This window comes from Chelatococcus asaccharovorans (assembly GCF_003201475.1).
GTDB classification, from domain to species: Bacteria; Pseudomonadota; Alphaproteobacteria; order Rhizobiales; family Beijerinckiaceae; genus Chelatococcus; species Chelatococcus asaccharovorans.
On sequence record NZ_QJJK01000002.1, the window covers coordinates 329102 to 348860 of the forward strand.

At 65.7% G+C, this 19759-nt stretch carries 18 protein-coding genes, 1 pseudogene and 1 riboswitch; of the genes and pseudogenes, 7 read left to right on the plus strand and 12 right to left on the minus strand.

The window, feature by feature from the left end:
• The first annotated feature begins 1 nt into the window (after position 1).
• The 5 genes from C7450_RS06095 to C7450_RS06115 all read left to right on the plus strand — a co-directional run bounded on the left by C7450_RS06095 (position 2) and on the right by C7450_RS06115 (position 5477).
• Positions 2–841: an ABC transporter permease gene (locus C7450_RS06095; protein ID WP_110373514.1), complete on the plus strand. Its 840-nt coding sequence runs from the start codon at positions 2–4 to the stop codon at positions 839–841.
• Between the two features lie 2 nt (positions 842–843).
• Complete coding sequence (locus tag C7450_RS06100; protein ID WP_245449498.1) at positions 844–1764, plus strand: ABC transporter permease; 921 nt, start codon at positions 844–846, stop codon at positions 1762–1764.
• Positions 1761–3128 (plus strand): M20/M25/M40 family metallo-hydrolase, encoded by a 1368-nt coding sequence (locus C7450_RS06105; RefSeq protein ID WP_110373515.1) that lies wholly within the window; start codon positions 1761–1763, stop codon positions 3126–3128. Before C7450_RS06100 ends, C7450_RS06105 begins: the two co-directional genes overlap by 4 nt.
• Entirely contained in the window at positions 3125–4111 is a 987-nt protein-coding gene (locus C7450_RS06110) for an ornithine cyclodeaminase family protein (protein WP_110373516.1), read from the plus strand. Before C7450_RS06105 ends, C7450_RS06110 begins: the two co-directional genes overlap by 4 nt.
• 361 nt (positions 4112–4472) lie before the next feature.
• Entirely contained in the window at positions 4473–5477 is a 1005-nt protein-coding gene (locus C7450_RS06115) for a 1-aminocyclopropane-1-carboxylate deaminase/D-cysteine desulfhydrase (protein ID WP_110373517.1), read from the plus strand.
• A 15-nt stretch (positions 5478–5492) separates the two neighbouring features.
• On the opposite strand, the gene C7450_RS06120 is transcribed toward C7450_RS06115, so the two are convergent.
• From C7450_RS06120 to C7450_RS06145, 6 genes are all read right to left on the minus strand, one after another.
• The gene (locus C7450_RS06120; RefSeq protein ID WP_170147092.1) at positions 5493–6410 is read right to left on the minus strand and encodes a PfkB family carbohydrate kinase; all 918 of its coding nucleotides are present in this window, start codon (positions 6408–6410) and stop codon (positions 5493–5495) included.
• 130 nt (positions 6411–6540) lie between these two features.
• Positions 6541–7308: a (2Fe-2S) ferredoxin domain-containing protein gene (locus C7450_RS06125; protein WP_110373519.1), complete on the minus strand. Its 768-nt coding sequence runs from the start codon at positions 7306–7308 to the stop codon at positions 6541–6543.
• Positions 7309–7330: 22 nt separating this feature from the next.
• Positions 7331–8389, minus strand: coding sequence for a FecCD family ABC transporter permease (locus C7450_RS06130; RefSeq protein ID WP_210206378.1), 1059 nt, complete (start codon positions 8387–8389; stop codon positions 7331–7333).
• A 6-nt stretch (positions 8390–8395) separates the two neighbouring features.
• Positions 8396–9397, minus strand: a complete 1002-nt coding sequence (locus tag C7450_RS06135) for an ABC transporter substrate-binding protein (RefSeq protein ID WP_170147093.1) — start codon at positions 9395–9397, stop codon at positions 8396–8398.
• Between the two features lie 47 nt (positions 9398–9444).
• The gene (locus tag C7450_RS06140; RefSeq protein ID WP_210206379.1) at positions 9445–10299 is read right to left on the minus strand and encodes an ABC transporter ATP-binding protein; all 855 of its coding nucleotides are present in this window, start codon (positions 10297–10299) and stop codon (positions 9445–9447) included.
• Between the two features lie 121 nt (positions 10300–10420).
• A riboswitch (cobalamin riboswitch) is annotated at positions 10421–10634 on the minus strand.
• Between the two features lie 224 nt (positions 10635–10858).
• Positions 10859–11374: a cupin domain-containing protein gene (locus tag C7450_RS06145; RefSeq protein ID WP_110373522.1), complete on the minus strand. Its 516-nt coding sequence runs from the start codon at positions 11372–11374 to the stop codon at positions 10859–10861.
• A 333-nt stretch (positions 11375–11707) separates the two neighbouring features.
• Between C7450_RS06145 and C7450_RS06150 the strand changes: the two genes are divergently transcribed.
• Positions 11708–12586: an NADPH-dependent oxidoreductase gene (locus tag C7450_RS06150; protein ID WP_110373523.1), complete on the plus strand. Its 879-nt coding sequence runs from the start codon at positions 11708–11710 to the stop codon at positions 12584–12586.
• A gap of 537 nt (positions 12587–13123) precedes the next feature.
• The gene (locus C7450_RS06155) at positions 13124–14680 is read left to right on the plus strand and encodes a TerC family protein (RefSeq protein ID WP_110373524.1); all 1557 of its coding nucleotides are present in this window, start codon (positions 13124–13126) and stop codon (positions 14678–14680) included.
• 134 nt (positions 14681–14814) lie between these two features.
• Here the strand turns inward: C7450_RS06155 and C7450_RS06160 are convergent, their stop codons facing one another.
• From C7450_RS06160 to ccoP, 6 genes and pseudogenes are all read right to left on the minus strand, one after another.
• A complete protein-coding gene (locus tag C7450_RS06160) occupies positions 14815–15276 on the minus strand; it encodes a group III truncated hemoglobin (RefSeq protein ID WP_110373525.1) in 462 nt (153 codons plus the stop codon).
• Positions 15273–15491: a cbb3-type cytochrome oxidase assembly protein CcoS gene (ccoS, locus tag C7450_RS35005; protein ID WP_110373526.1), complete on the minus strand. Its 219-nt coding sequence runs from the start codon at positions 15489–15491 to the stop codon at positions 15273–15275. The genes C7450_RS06160 and ccoS overlap by 4 nt, the downstream gene beginning before the upstream one ends.
• Positions 15488–17752 (minus strand): cation-translocating P-type ATPase, encoded by a 2265-nt coding sequence (locus C7450_RS06170; protein WP_110373527.1) that lies wholly within the window; start codon positions 17750–17752, stop codon positions 15488–15490. Before C7450_RS06170 ends, ccoS begins: the two co-directional genes overlap by 4 nt.
• Positions 17749–18534: a DUF2189 domain-containing protein gene (locus C7450_RS06175; protein WP_110373528.1), complete on the minus strand. Its 786-nt coding sequence runs from the start codon at positions 18532–18534 to the stop codon at positions 17749–17751. The genes C7450_RS06170 and C7450_RS06175 overlap by 4 nt, the downstream gene beginning before the upstream one ends.
• 13 nt (positions 18535–18547) lie before the next feature.
• Positions 18548–18757: a hypothetical protein gene (locus C7450_RS06180; protein ID WP_110373529.1), complete on the minus strand. Its 210-nt coding sequence runs from the start codon at positions 18755–18757 to the stop codon at positions 18548–18550.
• Between the two features lie 137 nt (positions 18758–18894).
• Positions 18895–19758: pseudogene (ccoP, locus tag C7450_RS06185) on the minus strand (cytochrome-c oxidase, cbb3-type subunit III); the annotation flags it as partial.
• Position 19759: the final 1 nt, after the last annotated feature.

Sequence of the window (19759 nt, forward strand, 5' to 3'; positions counted from 1 at the left end):
TATGACGCGGTTCTGGAACGCCGGCCGGAACGCCGACGCTATCTTTGCCATCAGCCTTCTGGTCGCCGTCTGTGCGCTCAGTATTCTGGTGCCGTTGCTCTGGCCGCTGGACCCGATCCGCGGCCAGCTGACGGCGACGTTCCGGCCGCCGATGAGTGTCGTCGGGGGGCAACTGCACCCCCTTGGCACCGACCAGCTGGGCCGCGATCTCCTCGCGCGGCTCGGCCTCGGCACCGCGATCTCCCTCGGCATCGTCCTCTTCGCTTCGGTCATCGCCGTGGTGCTCGGCACGACGCTCGGGATGATCGCAGGCTATTTCGGCGGCTGGCTGGATGTCGTGATCATGCGCGCCGTCGATATCCAGCTCGCCATTCCCTTCATCCTGCTCATCCTGCTGATCGTGGCCGTGGTCGGGCCCTCGATGCTCAACCTCATCGTCGTGCTCGGCGTCACAGGCTGGGCCATCTTCGCGCGGGTTGCCCGTGCGAGGACGCTGGAAGTGCGCGAGCTCGAGTATATCGACGCGTCGCGCGCCATCGGACTACCCAACTTCGCCATCCTCCTGCGGCATGTGCTGCCGAACATCGCTGGCTCGCAGATCGTCCTGCTGACGCTTGACCTGCCGCGGCTGATCATCCTGGAGGCCTCCGTCGGCTTTCTCGGTCTCGGCGTGCAGCCGCCGACGCCGACGCTCGGCAATCTGATCGGCGAGGGCCGATCCTTCATCCTCCTTGCCAACTGGCTCGTCCTGTACCCCGGCCTCGTCATCGGCTGCCTCGTCGTCGGCTGCAATCTCCTGGGGGATTGGCTGGTCCGCCGCGCCGACCGCAGAGGCGCTTGACCGTGAAAGCGCTGATCTTCATTGCCAACCGCGCCGCGCAGGGCATCATCGTGATGCTCGGCGTGTCGGCCATCGTGTTCTTTGCCCTTTTCCTGACAGGTGATCCCGCAGCCCTGATGATGTCGCCCGACGCCTCGCGCGCCGAGATTGAGGCCTTTCGCCAGGCGATGGGCTTCAATGATCCGATCTGGGTCCAATACGGGCGGTTCCTCGGTGGCGTCCTCTCGGGGGAGTTTGGCAATTCGCTGCGTTTCCAGCGCCCGGCGCTGGACCTGCTCCTCGAGCGCCTGCCCGCGACCGCGCTTCTCGCCTGCACCGCCCTGCTGTGGAGTTCGCTGCTCGGCTTTTTCCTGGGCACCATCGCCGCCGTCCGCAAGGACAGCGCGATCGATTTCGCCATCCGGGTGATTTCCCTGCTCGGACAGGCCATCCCGGTCTTCTGGCTGGCGCTCATCCTGATCATCGTCTTCGCGCTCAATCTGCGCTGGCTGCCGAGCAGCGGCATCGGCACGGCCAAGCAGTTGATCCTGCCGTCGATCGCGCTCGGCGCCTATTATCTTAGCGCCATCACCCGGCTGGTGCGCGCCAGTCTCATCGAGGTGCTGGGCGAGAACTACATTCGCACCGCCCGCGCGAAGGGCGTGCAAGGCTGGTCGCTCGTGGTCCACCATGCTCTGCGCAATGCGCTGATCCCGGTTATCACCGTACAGGGGATCTATTTCGCGTCCCTGCTCGGCGGCGCGCTCGTCACCGAGATCATCTTTGCCTGGCCCGGCATCGGGCGGCTGGCGGTGGAATCCATCCAGAATCGCGATTTCCCCGTGGTCCAGGCCGTCGTCCTCTTCGCGGCTTTCGTCTTCGTCGTCGTCAACTTCCTCGTCGATCTCGCCTATCTCTGGCTCAATCCGAGGATCAGGCTGTGACTTCGGCGCTTTCAGACCTCGCCCGGGACGCGCTCGACCTCACCGAAGCGTGGTGCCGGATTCCGTCGGTGCGGGGTGACGACCAGGCGCTCGACCGCCAGGCCGCCGCCATCAGCGACTGGCTCAATCGTGAGCTCGGCGCGGAGATCGTCAATGATCGCCGCCGCGACGGCCGGCCCGCCGTCATCCATGCGCGGCTCGATGTGGGCGCCCCCCACACCGTCATCCTCTACAATATGTACGACGTCATGCCCGCCGATCCCGCCGGCTGGTCCGTCGCGCCCTTTACCGGTGGCATCGTCGACCTGCCGGACATCGGCTCCTGTTTCATTGCCCGCGGGGCGGAAAACAACAAGGGCCCGCTGGCCGGCATGCTGGCCGTGCTGAAACAGATGGCCGACAGCGGCGCCTTAGCCGTCAATGTCGAGATCCTGGTGGATGGCGAGGAGGAAAGCGGCAGCGGCGCGCTGCGCGCCTATCTGCTCGATCCCGCCTGCCCCGTCCGCGCCAGCATCGGCGGGCTGTTCCCGTCGCTCTGCGAATACGGCGGCGGCCCGCCGCGCGTCTATCTCGGCTTCTCCGGCATCGCCAAGGGCGGGATCCGCGTGGAAGGCGGGGCATGGGGTGGTCCGCGCGCGGCCATCCACTCGAGCAATGCGCCCTGGATCGCCAATCCCGCGAGCCGTCTCATCGAAGCCCTCGCCCTGTTTGGACGGTCGCCGACCGGTGAACTCGACAGGGTCACGCTCGACGCGGAGGCGCGCTCGATCGTCGCCGCGCTTGCGGCAAGCTTTGACTTGCAAGCCGAATTGCGCTTCCGCAAGACCGATCGCTTCGCGCTGGACGGCGACGCGGAAGCCCTGCTGACGCATGTTCTGACGACCGCGTCCGCCACGATCAACGCGCTCGCGACGGAGCCCGTCGCCGGCGACGCCATCATTCCGGCCGCGGCCCGGGCGACATTCGACCTGCGCTGTCCGCCTCCCCTCGATCCCGCGCGCTATCTCGACGCCTTCCGCGAAACCCTACGCGCGGACGCCCTCGACGGCGTCATGCTGACCGTCGCGGATAGCTATCCCGGGACGCGCTTCGCCCGGGACGCGGCCGGCGTCGCGGCCTTGCTGGCGGCCTATGCGGCGACGTCAACACCGCCGCAAATCTGGCCCTGGGCGATCGGCGCGGCGCCCGGCTATGCCTTTGCACGCCACGCTGATTCGTTTCTCATCGGCGGCGCGGGGCGCGGCGGCAACGCCCATGGCATTGGTGAATTCATGACGCTGGAAGGCCTTGAGCGCTTCCTCACCTCCATTGCGATCTGGCTGGGCGAGATGGCTAAGGCACCCGCGCCGGAGAGGAGCCCATGATCACGTTGCGCTATCTCTCGCGCGCCGATGTCATCGCGGCCGGCGGGGGCGACTGGCCGCTGGCCGTCGCGGATGTGCGCGAGGCGACCCGCCTGCTGCGCACGGGCGAGGCCGGCATGGAGGCCGAGAGCGTGATGCCCATGGGCAGCGATCCACGCGCCAAGGCCTATGGCCTGCCGGCCTTCGTTGGCGGCTCCTATGATGCGGCGGGCCTAAAATGGGCGGTGCATCGACCGGAAAGCCGGGGCGATCTGCCGAGCATCACCAACACCACCTTCATCAATCGCCTCAGCGACGGACGCCCGCTTGGGCTGGTGGAGAGTGCCTATCTCACACGGATGCGCACGGCCGCCGTCTCCGCTCTCGCCATGGAGCATCTCCTGCCGAGCCCGCCTGCCCGCGTCGCCATTCTCGGCGCCGGCGCGCAGGCTGAGGCGCATCTCGCCATGGTGCTGGCGCTGTTTCCCTCCGTATCCGAGATCCGGATGTGGAACCGGACCGGCAGCAGGCTGGAGGCGCTCCTTGCGGGCAAGCCGTCGCGGGCCGGCGTCACGCTCGTCCGCTGCGCCGCGATTGCAGAGGCCACCGCGGAGGCTGACGTCATCCTGAGCTGCACGTCCGCGTCGGATCCGATCCTCGACGACAAGGCCGTGCGGCCCGGCCGGCTGATCGTTCAGGTCGGCTATCACGAGGTCTCCTTTGCCGCGATCGCCGCCAGTGACGTGGTCGCCGTCGACCTGTGGGGCGACTTTGCCGAGAAGAGCGCGAAAAGCCTGTTCCAGATGTATCGCGCCGGCCAGTTTCCGCCCGCGCGTGTCGCCGCCGATCTCGCCCGACTGGTCGTGGATGGCTGGCGCCCGCCGGCAGGGGCTTCGCTCTATTTCTCCAGCTTTGGCCTCAACCTGTTCGACATCGCCCTGGCGGCACGCGTCCTGAACCAAGCGGAGGTTGGGGGCATAGGCGCTACCCTGCCCTATCTCTAGGATCAATCCACATTCAGCACTTTTAGCTGTCATGGCCGGGCTTGTCATTGAAGTCGGGCTTGCTCGACTTCAACTTGTCCAACGCGGAACTCGGCAACAGCCGAGTTCCGTTGCCATCTCGATGTATCGAAACGCCTTCCCTATCGGGATCACCGGGACAAGCCCGGTGATGACGGTGGAAACTTTTTGCAGTTTTGAATGTCGATTCAGCCTAGAGCCATTCGGCGCAGCAGGAGACGTGCCCGCGGCGATGACGGCGAAACCACCGCGCCGCAGTTTTGACAGTTTCGATATATGATATATTTTCTTTCCATCCTTCTCTGACGCCGGCCCGTAGGCTGCGCGACCCTAAGGACATCCCATGAAGCTCGAAGACATTCCGCGCCTCTCCCTCGGCTTTCTCCCGACGCCGATCGAAAAGCTCGATCGGCTCAGCGCCGAGTTCGGCATCGATCTCTCCGTCAAGCGCGACGACTTCACCGGCTTCGGCGGGGGTGGCAACAAGGTCCGGAAGCTCGAATTTCTAATGGCCGACGCCGTCGCCCAGGGCGTCAAGGTCCTGATCACGACGGGCGGACACCAGTCCAACCACGCGCGGATGACCGCCGCGGCCGCACGGAAATTCGGGATGAAACCCATCCTCGTGCTGCGCGGCAACAGCCCGGCGGTGCTGCAGGGCAATCTGCTGCTCGACCATCTCCTCGGCGCCGAGATCGATTTCCTCGATCCGGACGCCTATTTCACCGAGATCAATCCGCGCATGCAGCATCACGCGGATCAGGCCACGGCCCGTGGCGAAAAGCCCTATATCATCCCACTCGGCGGCGCGAGTGCGCTGGGCGCAATGGGCTATGTCGCAGCCGTGAAGGAACTCGCCGCGCAATATACCGCCGCCGGAGAGGCCGCGCCCGATCTCATCGTCGCCCCGGTCGGCTCGGGCGGCACGCTCGCCGGGCTTCTCATCGGCTGCGCCCTGTTCTGGCCCGACACCAAGGTCGCCGGTATTGCCGTGAGCGGCAGCGCCGTGCCGTTTTCCGAGCGCATTGCCGTCATGGCCAATGCCGGGGCCGAGCTGCTCGATTTCGACAGGCGCTTCGATCCTGCCGATATCCGTATCGAGAACGACTATGTAGGCGCGGGCTATGCAATCCCGAGCCTAGAGGGCAACGCCGCGATCACCAAGGTCGCGCAGGCGGAGGGCATGTTCCTCGACCCGGTCTATACCGGCAAGGCCGTCGCCGGTCTGCTCGACTGCGTCAAACGCGGCTCCATCCCCCAGGGCAGCAAGGTGCTGTTCGTCCATTGCGGCGGATCGCCGGCCCTCTTCCCCCATGCGGAACTCTTGACGCAAGACCGCACAAACTGAAGCGGCCTCGGGCGTTCAGGCTGCCCCGGCCAGCAGGCGTTCGACCTCGTCGGCGTCCGGGCAGCCTTCGCGTCCGCCAAAGCGTGTCACCTTGACGGCGGCTGCGGCGGATCCAAAGCGCAAGGCCTGCGCGACGTCCTCGCCGCGGCCGATCGCCAGGGCGAGCGCGCCATGGAAGACGTCCCCCGCGCCGAGCGTGTCGCGGACATCCACCTTGAACGCGGGCATGTGCCGCAACTGTCCGTGCTCGAGCCAGTAGAGTCCCTTCGCGCCGTCCGTGACCACCGGGACCCCCGGCGTGCGCCGGGCCAGTCGCCTCAGGCCCTCTTCCACCTCCGGGCTCCCGGTATTCTCCGCGAGCGCCTGCCGCGAGAAGGCGGCGATGCAGGACAGCGCGAGAAGCTCATCGGGAATGACGGGAATGTCGCCGTCGAGGACCGTTGGAACGCCCGCGGCGCGCGCGCGGCGCATCATATGGAGCGCGCCATTCGACCAGCGGGCGTCGGCGAGCAGGGCATCGGTGCCCGCGGGCAGATCCACATTCGCGACCGTGGTGGGCAGGTTCGGATCGGTATAGCTGACGATCTGCCGCTCCCCGGCCCCGTCGATCATGATTGAGGCCAGGGTCGTCTTCGCGCCCGGATGAACCATCATCAGATCGGTGTTGATGCCGCGCGACCTCAGTTCGTCGAGCGCCTGCCGACCGATCGGATCGTCACCGACCCGCGCCATCAGATGCGCCTCGCCGCCGAGCCGCTGGATCGCCACCGCGGCCGTACCGGCATTGCCGCCGCCAACGGCATGAAAGCTCTTCGCGCGAAATTTCAATGGACCGACAGGGAAGCTGTCCAGGCCGAAGATGAAATCCATCGTCGTGGTGCCGACACAGACGATACGCGCCGGGCGTGGGGGAGAAGCAAATGTGTCCATCATGACGGAAGTATAGCGGCTCTGCAGCGCTATGACACAGGGGTCATCCATCCCATCGGCAGGATTGCCGGCGCGTCCATCGGCGTAACGATGATCGAAAGCTTTCGATCCGTTTCAGCGGGATAAAATAAACTTAACGCAGATATTGCTTGTGCCGCGCGGGCTCGTAGACGAGATCCGCGACAGGCTCGCCCTCCAGAATATGCTCCGCGATGATGCGATCGAGCATGGCTTCGTCAACGCCGCCGTAATAGCTGCCTTCTGGATATACCTGAATGACCGGCGCCAGATTGCACGGGCCGAGGCAGGTCGTCTTGGCGCTCATGGTGCCCCCCGCGACGTTGCGCAGGTCGAGCCGCGCCTGCGCGTTGCGCAGATGGCCCCAGAGGACGGCGCTTCCCGCGTTGTTGCAGGGACCGCCCTGGCAGACGAGAACGCGGCGCGCATGCGCCGGCACAACCGATCCCTCTTGGCTCGCCTTGGCCCGTGGCGGCACGGGCGGCGCCACAGCCGCTGCCTCCAACCCTTCTTCGAGCCATGCCGCGAAGGCCGGCAGCGCCGCGGGCAAGGGTCCGATGCGAATCAGCGGCCAGCCCGCCGGCTCCTCCTCCGCCCAGCGCTGGATGACGCGCAGAAGCCAGGCTTTCAGGCTGGGCTCGGCAGGCAGAAACAGCGGGATCAACCACAGTTCGTCATAACCGGCATCCCGCAGCCGGCTCATGGCCTCGCGCAGAGAGGGCGTCCCCTGTTCCGTGAAAGCATAGGACACATCCTCGACCGCAGCCGCTGCCCGCGTCTGTCGCAGGCGCGCGACATGATCCGCCAGTTCGGCATGCGGGGCGGCCGCGACGGCCGATCGGGCAAGGAGGATGGCCGCAATACGTGGTGCCGGACATGTCATGCGCGTGGCCCCTGTTCGATAGTCATAGATTGCGCTGGCGCTTCAGCACCACCACGAAGAACAATCCGCCGATAGCCGCCGTCATCACGCCGAGCGGCAACTCGCGGGGGGCCATGAGCCAGCGCGATGCCGCGTCGACCCAAACGGCGAATATCGCGCCCATCAGCCCGGCGATCGGCACCGTGCGCCGCATGCGCGCGCCGACCAGCCACCGCGCGCAATGGGGGATGATGAGACCGATGAAGCCGACCGCGCCGGAGGCCGCGACGAAGACACCGGTCATCAGCGCCGTCGCCGCGAACATTTCGAGCCTGAGCTTCTTCACGCTGACGCCGAGCGTGTGGGCGCCCTCGTCGCCGAGCGAGAGCGCATCGAGGTCACGCGCCCGGTGCATCACCCAGGCCGTCCCGAGGATGAGCGCGATGAGCGGACCGGCGAGGATGTTCCAGCGCGCGTTTCCGAAAGAGCCCATCATCCAGAAGATCGCGCCTTCGGCGCCGCGATCGCTGGCATTGAAGATCAGAACATTGGTCGCCGCCATCAGGACGAAATGCACGGCGACGCCGGTGAGAACCAGTCGCTCGGTCCCGAAGCCGCCGTTCTCGCGCGCCAGTACGAAGACCGCCGCCATCGACACCAGCGCGCCCGCGAAGGCTGCGAGCGGCAGGGTCAGCGCGCCGAGAAAGGCCCCGGTATAGAGGATGACCGTGACCGCGCCGACGGCCGCGCCGGATGAGACGCCGAAGAGATAAGGATCGGCGAGCGGATTGCGGGTGATGCTCTGCAGGACCGCCCCGACGATACCGAGCCCGGCGCCGACCATGGCGCCGAGGAGCGCGCGGGGGATGCGCAGATCGAGAATGATGTGCTGCTGTCCGCGCGACCAGCTCGCGACCTCCCCGGTCGGCGAGAGAGCTTCCCGCACGATCGCCAAGGCCGTGCCCGGCGGCACATGGACCGACCCGATGCCCACCGTGAGCACGGTCGACACCACGACGGCAATGCCCAGCATGACGGCGAGCGATATCAGCGGGTCCGGCCTCGCGGTGGCCGATCCAGTCCGCGCCGGGGAGGAGGTCATTGGCGCTCAGTCCTTGAAGAGTTCGGGATGGACAGCGCGCGCGAGCCGCTCCAGGGCCTGGACGTTACGCGTCGATGGCGAACGCTCCTGGTAGCTCATGAAAAGGAAATTGCGGTTCTTGACCGCAGATACATTCCGCAAGGCAGGTGCCGACGTCAGGTAGGCGATGCTTTGCTCGGGCGGAATACGCGGATTGGAAATGACGATCCATTCCGGATCACGCTCGATGACCGCGTCCCAGCTCACCGGTACATAGGAATCCTTGATGTCGTCGAAAATATTCTCGCCGCCCGCCAGATTGAAGAGATGGCGCGGCATCCCCTCCGCACCGATCGAGCGAGGCGGGGTATCGCTGTTGCAGTCGCCGCAATACATGATGCGGGGACGCCGCTTGGCCTGCGCCGTGCGCTCGGTCACCGCCGCGACGCGCTTGCGGAAATCCGCGACCATCGCCTCGGCCTTCGGCGTGACATCGAAGATGCGGCCGAGAGCAAGCGCGTCGGCGTACATCGTGTCCATTGAGATGGGCGGGCGCGGGCCGATGCGGATGCAGCTTTCGTAAAGCACATAAGTCTTGACGCCAAGGTCATCCAGCTTCTTCGGCGTCACGCCGGACGCCTCGCTGAAGCCATATTGCCAGCCGGCAAAGTAAAAATCGGCATCCTGGCCGAGAATGGCTTCCGTCGTCGGATAGCGCTCGGAAAACTGCGGCACGCGGGCAAGCCTGCCCTCCGGATCGTCGACGCCCTTGGCGACGCCGCCGATGCCGGCCACACCAACGAACCGGTCAATCAACCCCATGTCGAGAACGGTCTGGACCATGTTGAAATCATTGACCACGGGCCGCTTTGGCGGCGCGTCGAAGGTCACCTTATCGAAACAGGATTGGACCTCGACCGGGAAGGCCATCGCCTTGGACCCTGCCGCATCGAGAAGCCCGACCGCCGCCGCGACGCCAAAGAAGGCGCCCGTGATCGCCGGCCGCAGCCGCTGTCTGGAATATGTCATGGAAACCATCATCGGGAGTTGCCTGGAGAGTTGCCAGTGGAATGCCCTTATGCCGGGCCGGGAAGGTGAAAGCTCAGTCGCGGATGGCCCGTGCGCGGGTCCTGGTCGCGCTCGACATCGACGCCGTAGACCGAAGCGATGAGGGCAGGCTCCAGCACATGGTCCGGGGGGCCGATCCGGCGGATGCGCCCCTGATCGAGAAGGCAGAGGCGATCGCACCAGCGCGCCGCGATATTGAGATCATGCAGCGTGGCGACGACGGTGATGCCCAATCGGCGCGCCACATCGAGCACGGCGAGCTGATGGCGGATATCGAGATGGTTGGTCGGCTCGTCGAGGATGAGCAGGGATGGCTGCTGCGCGAGCGCCCGGGCAAAGAGCACGCGCTGTTTCTCGCCGCCCGAAAGCGGCGCGAAAGGCAGTTTGCGCCAGGCCAGGAGATCCACCGCAACGAGGGCCTGTTCGATCGCGGCTTCGTCATCCGCGCGCGCACTCCGCGGCAGCCGGCGATGGGGAAGGCGCCCGAGCGCCACCACCTCCTCGATGGTGAGCCCCAGGCCCGCTTCCGCGTGCTGGGCCAGCACGGCCACCGCGCAGGCGCGCCTGGCCGAATCCATGGCGAACAGATCCTGGCCATCGAGTTGGATGCTGCCGTTGTCCGGCCTGTGCCATGCGTAGAGGCACCGCAGCAGCGTGGATTTTCCGCTGCCGTTCGGCCCGATGATGCCGAAGCGCTCACCCGGGTTAAGCGCCAGGGCGACACCGTCGAGCAGCTTGCGCTGGGCGATCGAGAAGTCGAGATCGACAGCGTCGAGGCTCGCCCCACCGGTCATGGAGCGGTGTCCAGGTGTGGACACGGCCTGATACGGGGAAAAATCCGCCGGACGATCTAGCGAGGCCATGGATCAGTCATTCGTCGGCGAATGACGATCCAACCGCGCAGACGGCGCGACACACGTTTCCCATGCCTTGGGCATGGCTGATGGATAAGCCACAGGACCTCCTTTTCCGTCCCACCGACGGATTGGCACTATCGTGTTGGCCGGTCTCCTGGCTCGCGGTTGCTTGCGCCGGGCGCCTTCCCAGTCCATCCGGACCAGTGGCTCGATGCCCTTTGCCTGCCGCTTACAGTTGCGGGGGCAGCTGCGGCTTCGCGATGGAACCTCAAGGGTTGCCACGCTCACCGCATTCCCGTTTCACCCCGCCAAGGCGGGGCACCAACACAGCCTGCTTGTAGTGCACGCTCATCGCCACTGCAATGCAATTTCACGAGTGCTATCCGGTCGCATATGATATGTAATAACATTACATTTTCGATTGACTACACGACCTTCCGTAAAGGGTCAACGGCGGAATTTTTCCGCCGTCGCGCGCGAGGACGGAGCGGCTGTGCGACGGGATCGCCGCGCCATTCGCACTGCTCTAAACCCCGCGTGGGCCGGCGACCGCGCCGGCGATTGATCAGGCACCCGGCGCCTTGTGGATGGGGTCTACCCAGTACACCTCTTCAGGCCGCTCCACCGGATCGACGTCGGTGATATTGACCACCACCGCCTCGTTGTCCGAACGCACCAGCACGCATTCGAGGGGCTCGGCAGGGTCGGCATTGATCTCCTGATGCGGGACATAGGGCGGCACAAAGATGAAGTCGCCCGGCCCGGCTTCCGCCACATATTCGAGCCGCTCGCCCCAGCGCATGCGCGCCTTGCCGCGCAGCACATAGATGATGCTCTCGAGTTCCCCGTGGTGATGCACGCCGGTCTTGGCGTCGGGCTGGATCGTCACCGTGCCCGCCCAGATCTTTTGCGCGCCGACACGGGCGTGATTGATCGCGGCCTGTCGAAACATGCCGGGCGTCTGGGCCGTATTGGCATCAAGCTGGTCGCCCTTGATGACGCGGACGCCATCGTGCTTCCAGCGATCCGCCGCCGGCGCATCCTCATGCGCATGCGCATGATCGTGTGAATGCTCGCTCATTGGTCCATCCCGTCGTTGGCGCCGTGTCAGCACCGCTGGCTGCGCGCGGCTGATCAGCCGTCTTTTCCAGCCAATCTTTGACATCCGGATCATCTCTACGCCAGTCATAATCGCGAAAGAGCGCTGAGCGGCCACGGGCGACCCGCCGCGGACAACGGGGCATCGGCATCGACAGCGCGACCGGTTCGGGCTATCCCGGATCGGTAAGGCCTCCCACTGGTGGAGGGTCTCTTGCGACGGCTCAGTTCGAACGGGTGGATCCTCCATGCGCGATCACATCAGAAGCCCATTCCCGATGATGATAGGGCACCCTCGACCGGCGGGATCCGCATCATGAGCGCCGAGGCTGCGAGCACGACCGGCGATCCCTTAGTCCTTCGTTCCGACGTCGACGCGAGCGACACCCCGGAGCAGCTGCTGGCCGCACGCTATGGCCGAGCCTGGTCGGACCAGGCGCTCCCGTGGAACGAGGTCATCGCCACGTTGCTCAGCCATCGCTCCGTACGGGCCTATCTGCCGAAGGCGCTGCCGGATGGTACGCTCGAGACGTTGGTCGCCGCCGCCCAGTCGGCGTCAAGCTCGTCGAACCTGCAGACATGGAGCGTCATTGCGGTCACGGATCCGGCGCGCAAGGACCGCCTCGCCACCCTCGCAGCCGATCAGGATGCCGTGCGTGAAGCGCCTCTCCTGCTTGTCTGGCTCGCGGACCTCAGCCGCCTGCAGCGCCTCGGCGACGCGCGGGACCGGGCGGTCGAAGGCCTCGCCTATCTGGAGTTGCTGTTCGTCGCCATCATCGATGCCGCACTTGCGGCGCAGAATGCCCTGGTCGCGGCCGAGAGCCTGGGCCTTGGCGGCGTCTATATCGGCGCCATGCGCAACAGACCGGCCGAGGTGGCCGCCGAACTCGGGCTGCCGCCACAGGTCTTTGCGGTCTTCGGACTGTGCATCGGCTACCCCGATCCCGCGCGGCAATCCGGTGTCAAGCCACGGCTCGGACAGAACGTGGTGTTGCACCGCGAGCGATACGTTGTGCCCGCCCGCGATGAGGTGGCGGACTATGACGAAACCATGGAGGCTTTCCAACGGGAGCAAGCCATGGGGCCGATCCCCTGGTCCGAACGCGTCCTGCAGCGGGTGGCGGGTGCCGGGTCACTGTCCGGCCGCGATCAAATGCGCGCCATCCTCGAAGCGCTCGGCTTCGGCCTGCGCTGACAGCATGCGGTGAGCCGCGCGAAAGCGCGCTGGCGGCCATCCTCATGATCGAGCCGCCCGCGGGGCATCCGAGACCCGTGACGCGGGCCCCCCTCAACACTCCAGACCGGCGGCCGGGTCCAGTTCTTTCCTCTCGCCGAGCAGTATGCTAACCATCAAGCACGAGAGTGTTGCGCGCGCAGAGATGATCTGAGAGCATGCCCGAAGACGGTGACAGTACAGACGATAGTCGATACCGATTTAGTGGAATGAATTTGACATTCGGTCCCCGCTCGATGTCGGCCTCAAGATCGAATGTCAAATTCGAAAATTCCACGCGAATCATAAAAGCCCTAGTGGTTCTTCTGTTTCCAACATTTGCCCACGGCGTGGATGCGAAGGGGACGCAAATGTTGGAAACGAACCACTAGCCTGGTGCCGATTTTGCGTCGCCAGCACAACTCTCATGTCCTAAGCTACAAGTGGCAAGACGTGCGCCTCGGATATCTGGTCCGGGGCTTTTTGCGCTTGTCCGATACCCTGTAAGAAGGCCCACCGATGGAATTCCTCGCAGATCCGAATATCTGGATCGGCCTCATCACCCTTGTCGTCCTGGAAGTCGTTCTCGGCATCGACAACCTTGTCTTCATCGCCATCCTGGCCGACAAGCTTCCCCCCAGCCAGCGCAACAAGGCCCGCATTATCGGGCTCTCGCTGGCCCTCATCATGCGCGTCGGCCTCCTGTTCTCGATCACCTGGATCGTGACGCTGACGCAACCGCTTTTCAGCCTGGCCACCTTCTCCTTCTCGGGCCGCGATCTCATCCTGATCATCGGCGGCGTCTTCCTCCTGGCGAAGGGCACGATGGAGCTCCACGAGAGGCTGGAGGGAGCGCACAAGCCCAAGGCGGGGAAAATCGTTCACGCCGTCTTCTGGCAGGTGATCGTGCAGATCGTCGTGCTCGATGCGGTCTTCTCACTCGACAGCGTCATCACCGCCGTCGGCATGGCCGACAATCTCTGGGTCATGATCACCGCCGTCTGCGTGGCGATGGCCGTGATGATGGCCGCATCGAAACCGCTGATGGCCTTCGTTTCAAAGCATCCGACCGTCGTCATCCTCTGCCTGGGCTTTCTGCTCATGATCGGCTTCAGCCTGGTGGTCGAGGGCTTCGGACTGCATATCCCGAAGGGATATCTCTATGCGGCAATCGGCTTCTCGGTTCTGATCGAGGCCGCAAACCAGTTCGGCCGCCACAACAGGGAAAAGCTGATCACGACGGGGGACCTCCGCGAACGCACGTCAGAAGCGGTGCTGCGCATGCTCGGTGGCCAGGTGGGCGAGGCGCCGCTGGGAGAAACCATCGACGTCATCGCCGAGCAGGCAATGCAAGGGGCGGTGTTCAAGCCCGAGGAAAAGGAGATGATCCGCGGCGTGCTCGCCCTGGGTGAACGTCCCGTCAGCTCGATCATGTCGCCGCGCAACGAGGTCGAGTGGCTGGATCTCAACAAGAGCACGGACGAACTCCATGCCGCGGTCCGCAAGCTCACGCACGGCAGGGTCATCCTGGCGCGCGACAGGGTGGACGACTTCGTCGGCGTCGCGATCACCAAGGAACTGCTGAATGCCCTGATCGACGGCAGCGCCATCGATTGGGCCCGCGTCTCGCGTCAGCCGATCATCGTGCACGAGACAACCGATGTGCTGACGGTCATGGAGCAGTTGCGCCGCTCGCCGGTCCAGATGGCGATGATCGTCGACGAATACGGCTCCTTCGAAGGCATCGCCACACCGACGGATGTGCTCGAAGCCATTGCCGGGGAATTTCCCGACATGGATGAGGAAGCGGCCGCCCTCGACCGCCAGGACGACGGCACCTGGTTGGTCGACGGGTTCATCGACGTGCGCCAGCTCAGCGGCGCGATCGGTCACGATCTGGTCGACGACCAGAATCGCTACTCGACCCTCGGTGGCTACATCCTCACACAGCTCGGGCATCTGCCGGTGGCAGGCGAAGCCCTGGAGGCCGATGGGCTTCGGTTCGAGATCGTCTCGCTCGACAAGCGCAGCATCGGCAAGGTCCGGATCAGCCTGACCGATGACGCCGGCCGCTGACCATCGCGATCATGGCCCGCATGGATGCTGCGCGTCGCTGGCCGCTCTTCGAAGCCGCGCGCGTCGCTGGCGAAACCCGTCGGCAGCGACCGAACTGGACAAGCTTCAGGATTGGCGACGGCCCGCCCTCTCGCTCACAGGCTTTCCGCAAGGATCGGCCGGACTTCGAGTGAATTCTCGCCGCGGTGGAAGGCGACGGCCAGGCGGAAGGAATGGGCGACGCGTAGCGCCCGATCCATGAAAATCGACGCCACATCCGAGGGGCACAGCGCCCGGACCGTTGCCTGAAAGAGCGTGAGCCAACGCCGGAAATGCTCCTCGCCGAGGCCGGGGATGGCGAGATGCGGAGCAAGCGGCCGTCCCTCGTAACGGCCTGTGCGCAGCAGCATCGAGGACCAGAAATCGCACATCTTGGCCAGATGACGCGGCCATTGCTCGGCAGCGATCGCGCCGTTGAAGACGGGCCCCAGCAGTTCATCCTCGCGGATCCGCGCATAAAAGCCATGCACGACGGCATGGATCATCGCCTCGTCGAGAACGGCGGGAAGCGGCGTGCCGTCCGCCAGGAATGTGCGCGGCGCGGGTCGGCCCTTCATGGCTCTCGTCCTTTCTGCTCCGTGGTTCCCGCCTCGGCAGACCGCGAGCCGCCGGATGCGGCCCCTGCCCGATCGCCGTCGGGATCAAGGAAGATTCTCTCACCCGCGCCTTGAAGGTCGTCGTACTGGCTGGCGCGCAACGACCAGAAGAAGGCCGCAAGCGCGGCTCCGCCGAGGACGAGCGCCAGGGGAATGAGGAAAACGAGGCTGCTCATCGGCCGGGCTCCAATGCCGGCCCCAGTGCAGCTGCATCCCCGCCAGCGGGCCGCGCGCGGGGGCGGGCGGTCCATCCGGACCCGAGGCGCAGAGCATTCGCGACGACGATGACGGACGACAACGACATCGCCAGGGCCGCGATCAAGGGGGTCACCAGGCCGGCAATGGCGATCGGCAGGGCAATCATGTTGTAGATAACGGCCAGTGCGAAATTCTGGCGGATCAGGCGGCCGGCGTCCCGCGCCACGGCGACCGCCGTCGGCACCGCATCGAGACTATCACGCAGAAACACGAAATCCGCAGCGTTGCGCCCGATATCGGCGGCCGTGGCCGGTGCCATCGAGACATGGGCGGCGGCGAGCGCCGGGGCATCGTTGAGACCATCGCCAACCATCAGGACCTTGTGACCGGCGGCGGCCAGCGCCCTCAAGCGCTCCACCTTCCCGACCGGCAGCAACCGCGCCGCGAAGTCTCCCATGCCGAGCCGCCTCGCGACGGCGCTGACCACCGCCTCCCGATCACCGGACAGAATGGTGAGGCCGATGCCGGCATCGCGCAGCCGGCTGACGGCCTCATCGGCGCCGGGACGCAGGGTATCCTCGAAGGTGAAGCGCACGACAAGCGCCCCGTCGCGGCTCAGCACCGTCCCGGCCGCCCTGTCGGCGGCCGCGCCATCCGCGAGAGCCCATTCCCCTCGCCCCAGGCGATAGCGCGCGCCGCCGATCCACGCTTCGATGCCGAGGCCCGGCCACTCGACGACGTCCGCGAGGGGAATGGCGGTCACCGCGCTCTCGGCCGCGATGGCCTGCGAATAGGGATGCTTCGACCGCGCGCCGAGCGCCGCGGCGATGGCCAGCGCCCCACCGTCAATGGCGTCCCTGTCGAGAAGTCGTGGTCGGCCCAGCGTCAGGGTCCCGGTCTTGTCGAAGGCGATGGCGTCGATCTCGGCCAGGCGTTCGAGCCCCGCGCCATCCTTGACCATGATGCCATTCTCGAACAGGCGGCGCGCCGCCACCACCTGCACGATCGGCACCGCAAGCCCCAAGGCGCAGGGGCAGGTGATGATGAGCACCGCAATCGCGATGGTGACAGCCCGGTGCCAGTCGCCGGTCGCCGCCATCCAGCCGATGAAGGTCAGCAAGGCGGTGGCATGGACGACCGGTGAATAGAGCTGAGCGGCACGATCGGCGAGGCGGCGATAGCGGGCGCGACCGCCCTCGGCCGCTTCCATCAGGCGGACCATCTCCGCCAGGAAGGAGTTCTCCGCCCGAACCGACGCGACCACCGTCAGGGGTGCGGAGAGGTTGAGCGTTCCCGCCTGGACCGTCGCGCCGGGTTCGACCCGCCGCGGAACGCCTTCCCCGGTCGCGATGGCGCAGTCGAGGTCGGACATGCCCTCTTCCACCACACCATCGACAGGCACGCGGTCACCGGCGGCAAGCAGGATGCGCATCCCCGGCTCGATCGCCGCGACGGGCAGATAGTCCCGGCTGCCGTCCGCACGCAGCACCGTCGCGCCCCGTGGTGCGAGCCGCACGAGACCACGGACGGCGGCGCGTGCTTTGTCCCGCATCACATGGTCGAGCGTGCGGCCGATCAGGAGGAAAAAGATCAGCGAGGTCGCGGCGTCGAAATAGGCATGTCGGCCATTGTGGATCGTGTCATAGAGGCTGAGGCCGAAGGCAAGACAGACGCCGACCGAAATCGGCACGTCCATATTGGTGCGGCCATGGCGCAGCGCGCGCCACGCCGAGGCAAAGAAGATGCGCCCGGAATAGAGGAGGCAGACCAAGGCCAGCGCCGCCGAGATCCAGTGAAAGGCTTGGCGGGTTTCCGTATCGGCACCCGACCAGACGGAGACCGACAGCAGCATGATATTCATGGCCGCGAAACCGGCAACCGCCAGGGCGCGGATCAGGCGTCCGAGCTCCGGATCCTTGCGGCCACCATCCACCTCCGACAGGTGGCCGGGAAAGCCGAGCCGCTCCAGCGTCTCCAGCACATCCGGCGGCGCGGCGCCGCGCCATTTCACGGTGGCGCGCTTCGTCGACAGATTGACGCGGACATGGTCCACACCCGGCAGCTGCATCAGGCCGTGCTCGACGGTGCGGATGCAGCCGGCGCAGTGCACGCCCGGCACCGACAGATCCGTCTGATAGAGCCCGTCACCCAGATCCCGGCTTGCGAGCCGGACTTCCTCGCGCGCGGCGATGCGGGCGACGTCCGCCAGCGTGTCGACCGGTAGCGCGCAACAGCTCATGCGATCGCCCTGTAGCTGTGCCAGGTCGCATGGCCGAGCAGCGGGAACACGACGATCAGGCCAATCAGGCCGGTCGCCACGCTGAGAAGGAACAACGCCAGCACGATGGCCCCCCAGGCCAGCATGACGGGCAGATTGTTCCATACGAGCGAGATGCTTGTGCCCATCGCCGTGAAGGCATCGGTCTTCTCGTCAAGCAGCATGGGGATCGCGAAGGTGCTGATGGCGAAGGAGAAGGCCGCGAACAGGCCGCCGACGGCGCTGCCGACGACCAGCATCCCCCACCCCTCCGGGGTGTTGAGCAGCATGGCGACCACGCCGTCGAGGCCCGGAAAGGCCCTCAGCCCGAAGAACAGCGCGTAGATGATCACCGCCGCCCGCATCCAGACGAGCATCAGCAGGCACAGGATCGCCCCGGTGTACCAGACCTGCGCACCGGACGCCGCCTTGACGAACAGCATCCGCGCAAGACTGACGGACCGACCGTCCTCGATGTCGCGGCTTTTCTGATAGAGGCCAATCGCGACAAGCGGGCCCACGACCATGAAGCCGGCCAGCGCCGGGAAGAGAATATAGTCGAGCTTGAGCCGGAACAGCTCCCAGACGATGACAATGGATACGGCGAATATGGCCAGCCCATAGGCGAGGCTGGGCAGGGGCTTGTGCCAGAGGTCGCGCCAACCTTTAGCCAGCCAATCAAAGGCCGCACGGGCCGGCAGATTGCGCCGGCGGCGGGCGGCAAGCGGCAGTGGCATAGCCTCGATGGTGTCGTTCGTTCCCATACTGTCCCCTCCCTCAGCAGGCCGACCGGGCGGCACGGAAAGTACCTGCAGCCCCTGTCGATTTCTCGTGGGGCACGCAGTCCGGCTGCGAGACAACCGCCACATAGACGAGATGGGCATTGGCCGCGATGAGCAGCGCGATGCCGGCGCCGGCTATCGCCAGAGCCACAAAGCGCCAGTTGATGCGGGACACGTGGGGTGTCGTCGCTGGATGCCCGGTCATGGCTTTCCCCCACCCCCGGTTCCGTTCTTGCCAAGCGAAGCATCCTCAGCAAGAGACGCATCCTGGCCAAGAGACGCATCCTTTCCAAGAGACGCATCCTTTCCAAGAGACCCATCCTTGCCAAGAGACCCATCCTGGCCAAGCGTGCCGACGTAGAGCGTGAGCAGCTTGATGTCAGCCGGCGACAGGCGACCCTGCCAATGCGGCATATGTCCCTGCCGGCCGCCGTAGATCGTCGTATAGACCGACTGCGCGTCGCCGCCGTAGATCCAGTGCGGGTCCGTCAGGTCCGGCGCGCCGACATCGCGAATGCCTTTCCCATTCTCGCCGTGGCAGGAGACGCAGTTGGCCTTGAACACCTCCTTGCCGGCGGGAAGTCGCGCCTGCTCGCTCGCATTGAGCGGCTGGCCCGACAGCGAGCGGACATAGGCGGCAACGCTGTTCACCTGATCCGACGTCAGGATGCCGTCGCGCCCAAAGGCCAGCATCTGCGAGACGCGGGTGCCCCCGTCGGTGGAGTTGATGCCGGCGCGGATCGTCTGGGCGATCGTCTCGGGATCGCCACCCCAGAGCCACGCGCCCGCGGTGAGATTGGGAAAGCCGGGGCCTCCCGTTCCCTTCACGCCGTGACAGACGGCGCAATTGTCGGCGAAGAGCGTAGGCCCGGTTTCGCGCACATGGCGCATCAGGGCCTCGTCGCCGGCGATCTCGGCGAAGCTCTTATTGGCGATCTTATCCATCCAGCCGGCGCGCGCCGCCGCGGCTTCCTGAACCTGGCGGGTCACCACCTCACGCTGGTCAAACCCCAGAATACCCTTCGTATACGTACTGAAAAGCGGCCAGGCTGGCATGAATATCCAGTATATAATCGCAAATAGCGTCGTTACTGCAAGAAAAAACAGGACGAAACGCGGAACCGGCGTGTTGAGCTCTTCGATTCCATTCCATTCATGGCCGGTTGTCATCCGACCTGTGACGGGGTCTCTGTGTTCCGTTCCCATC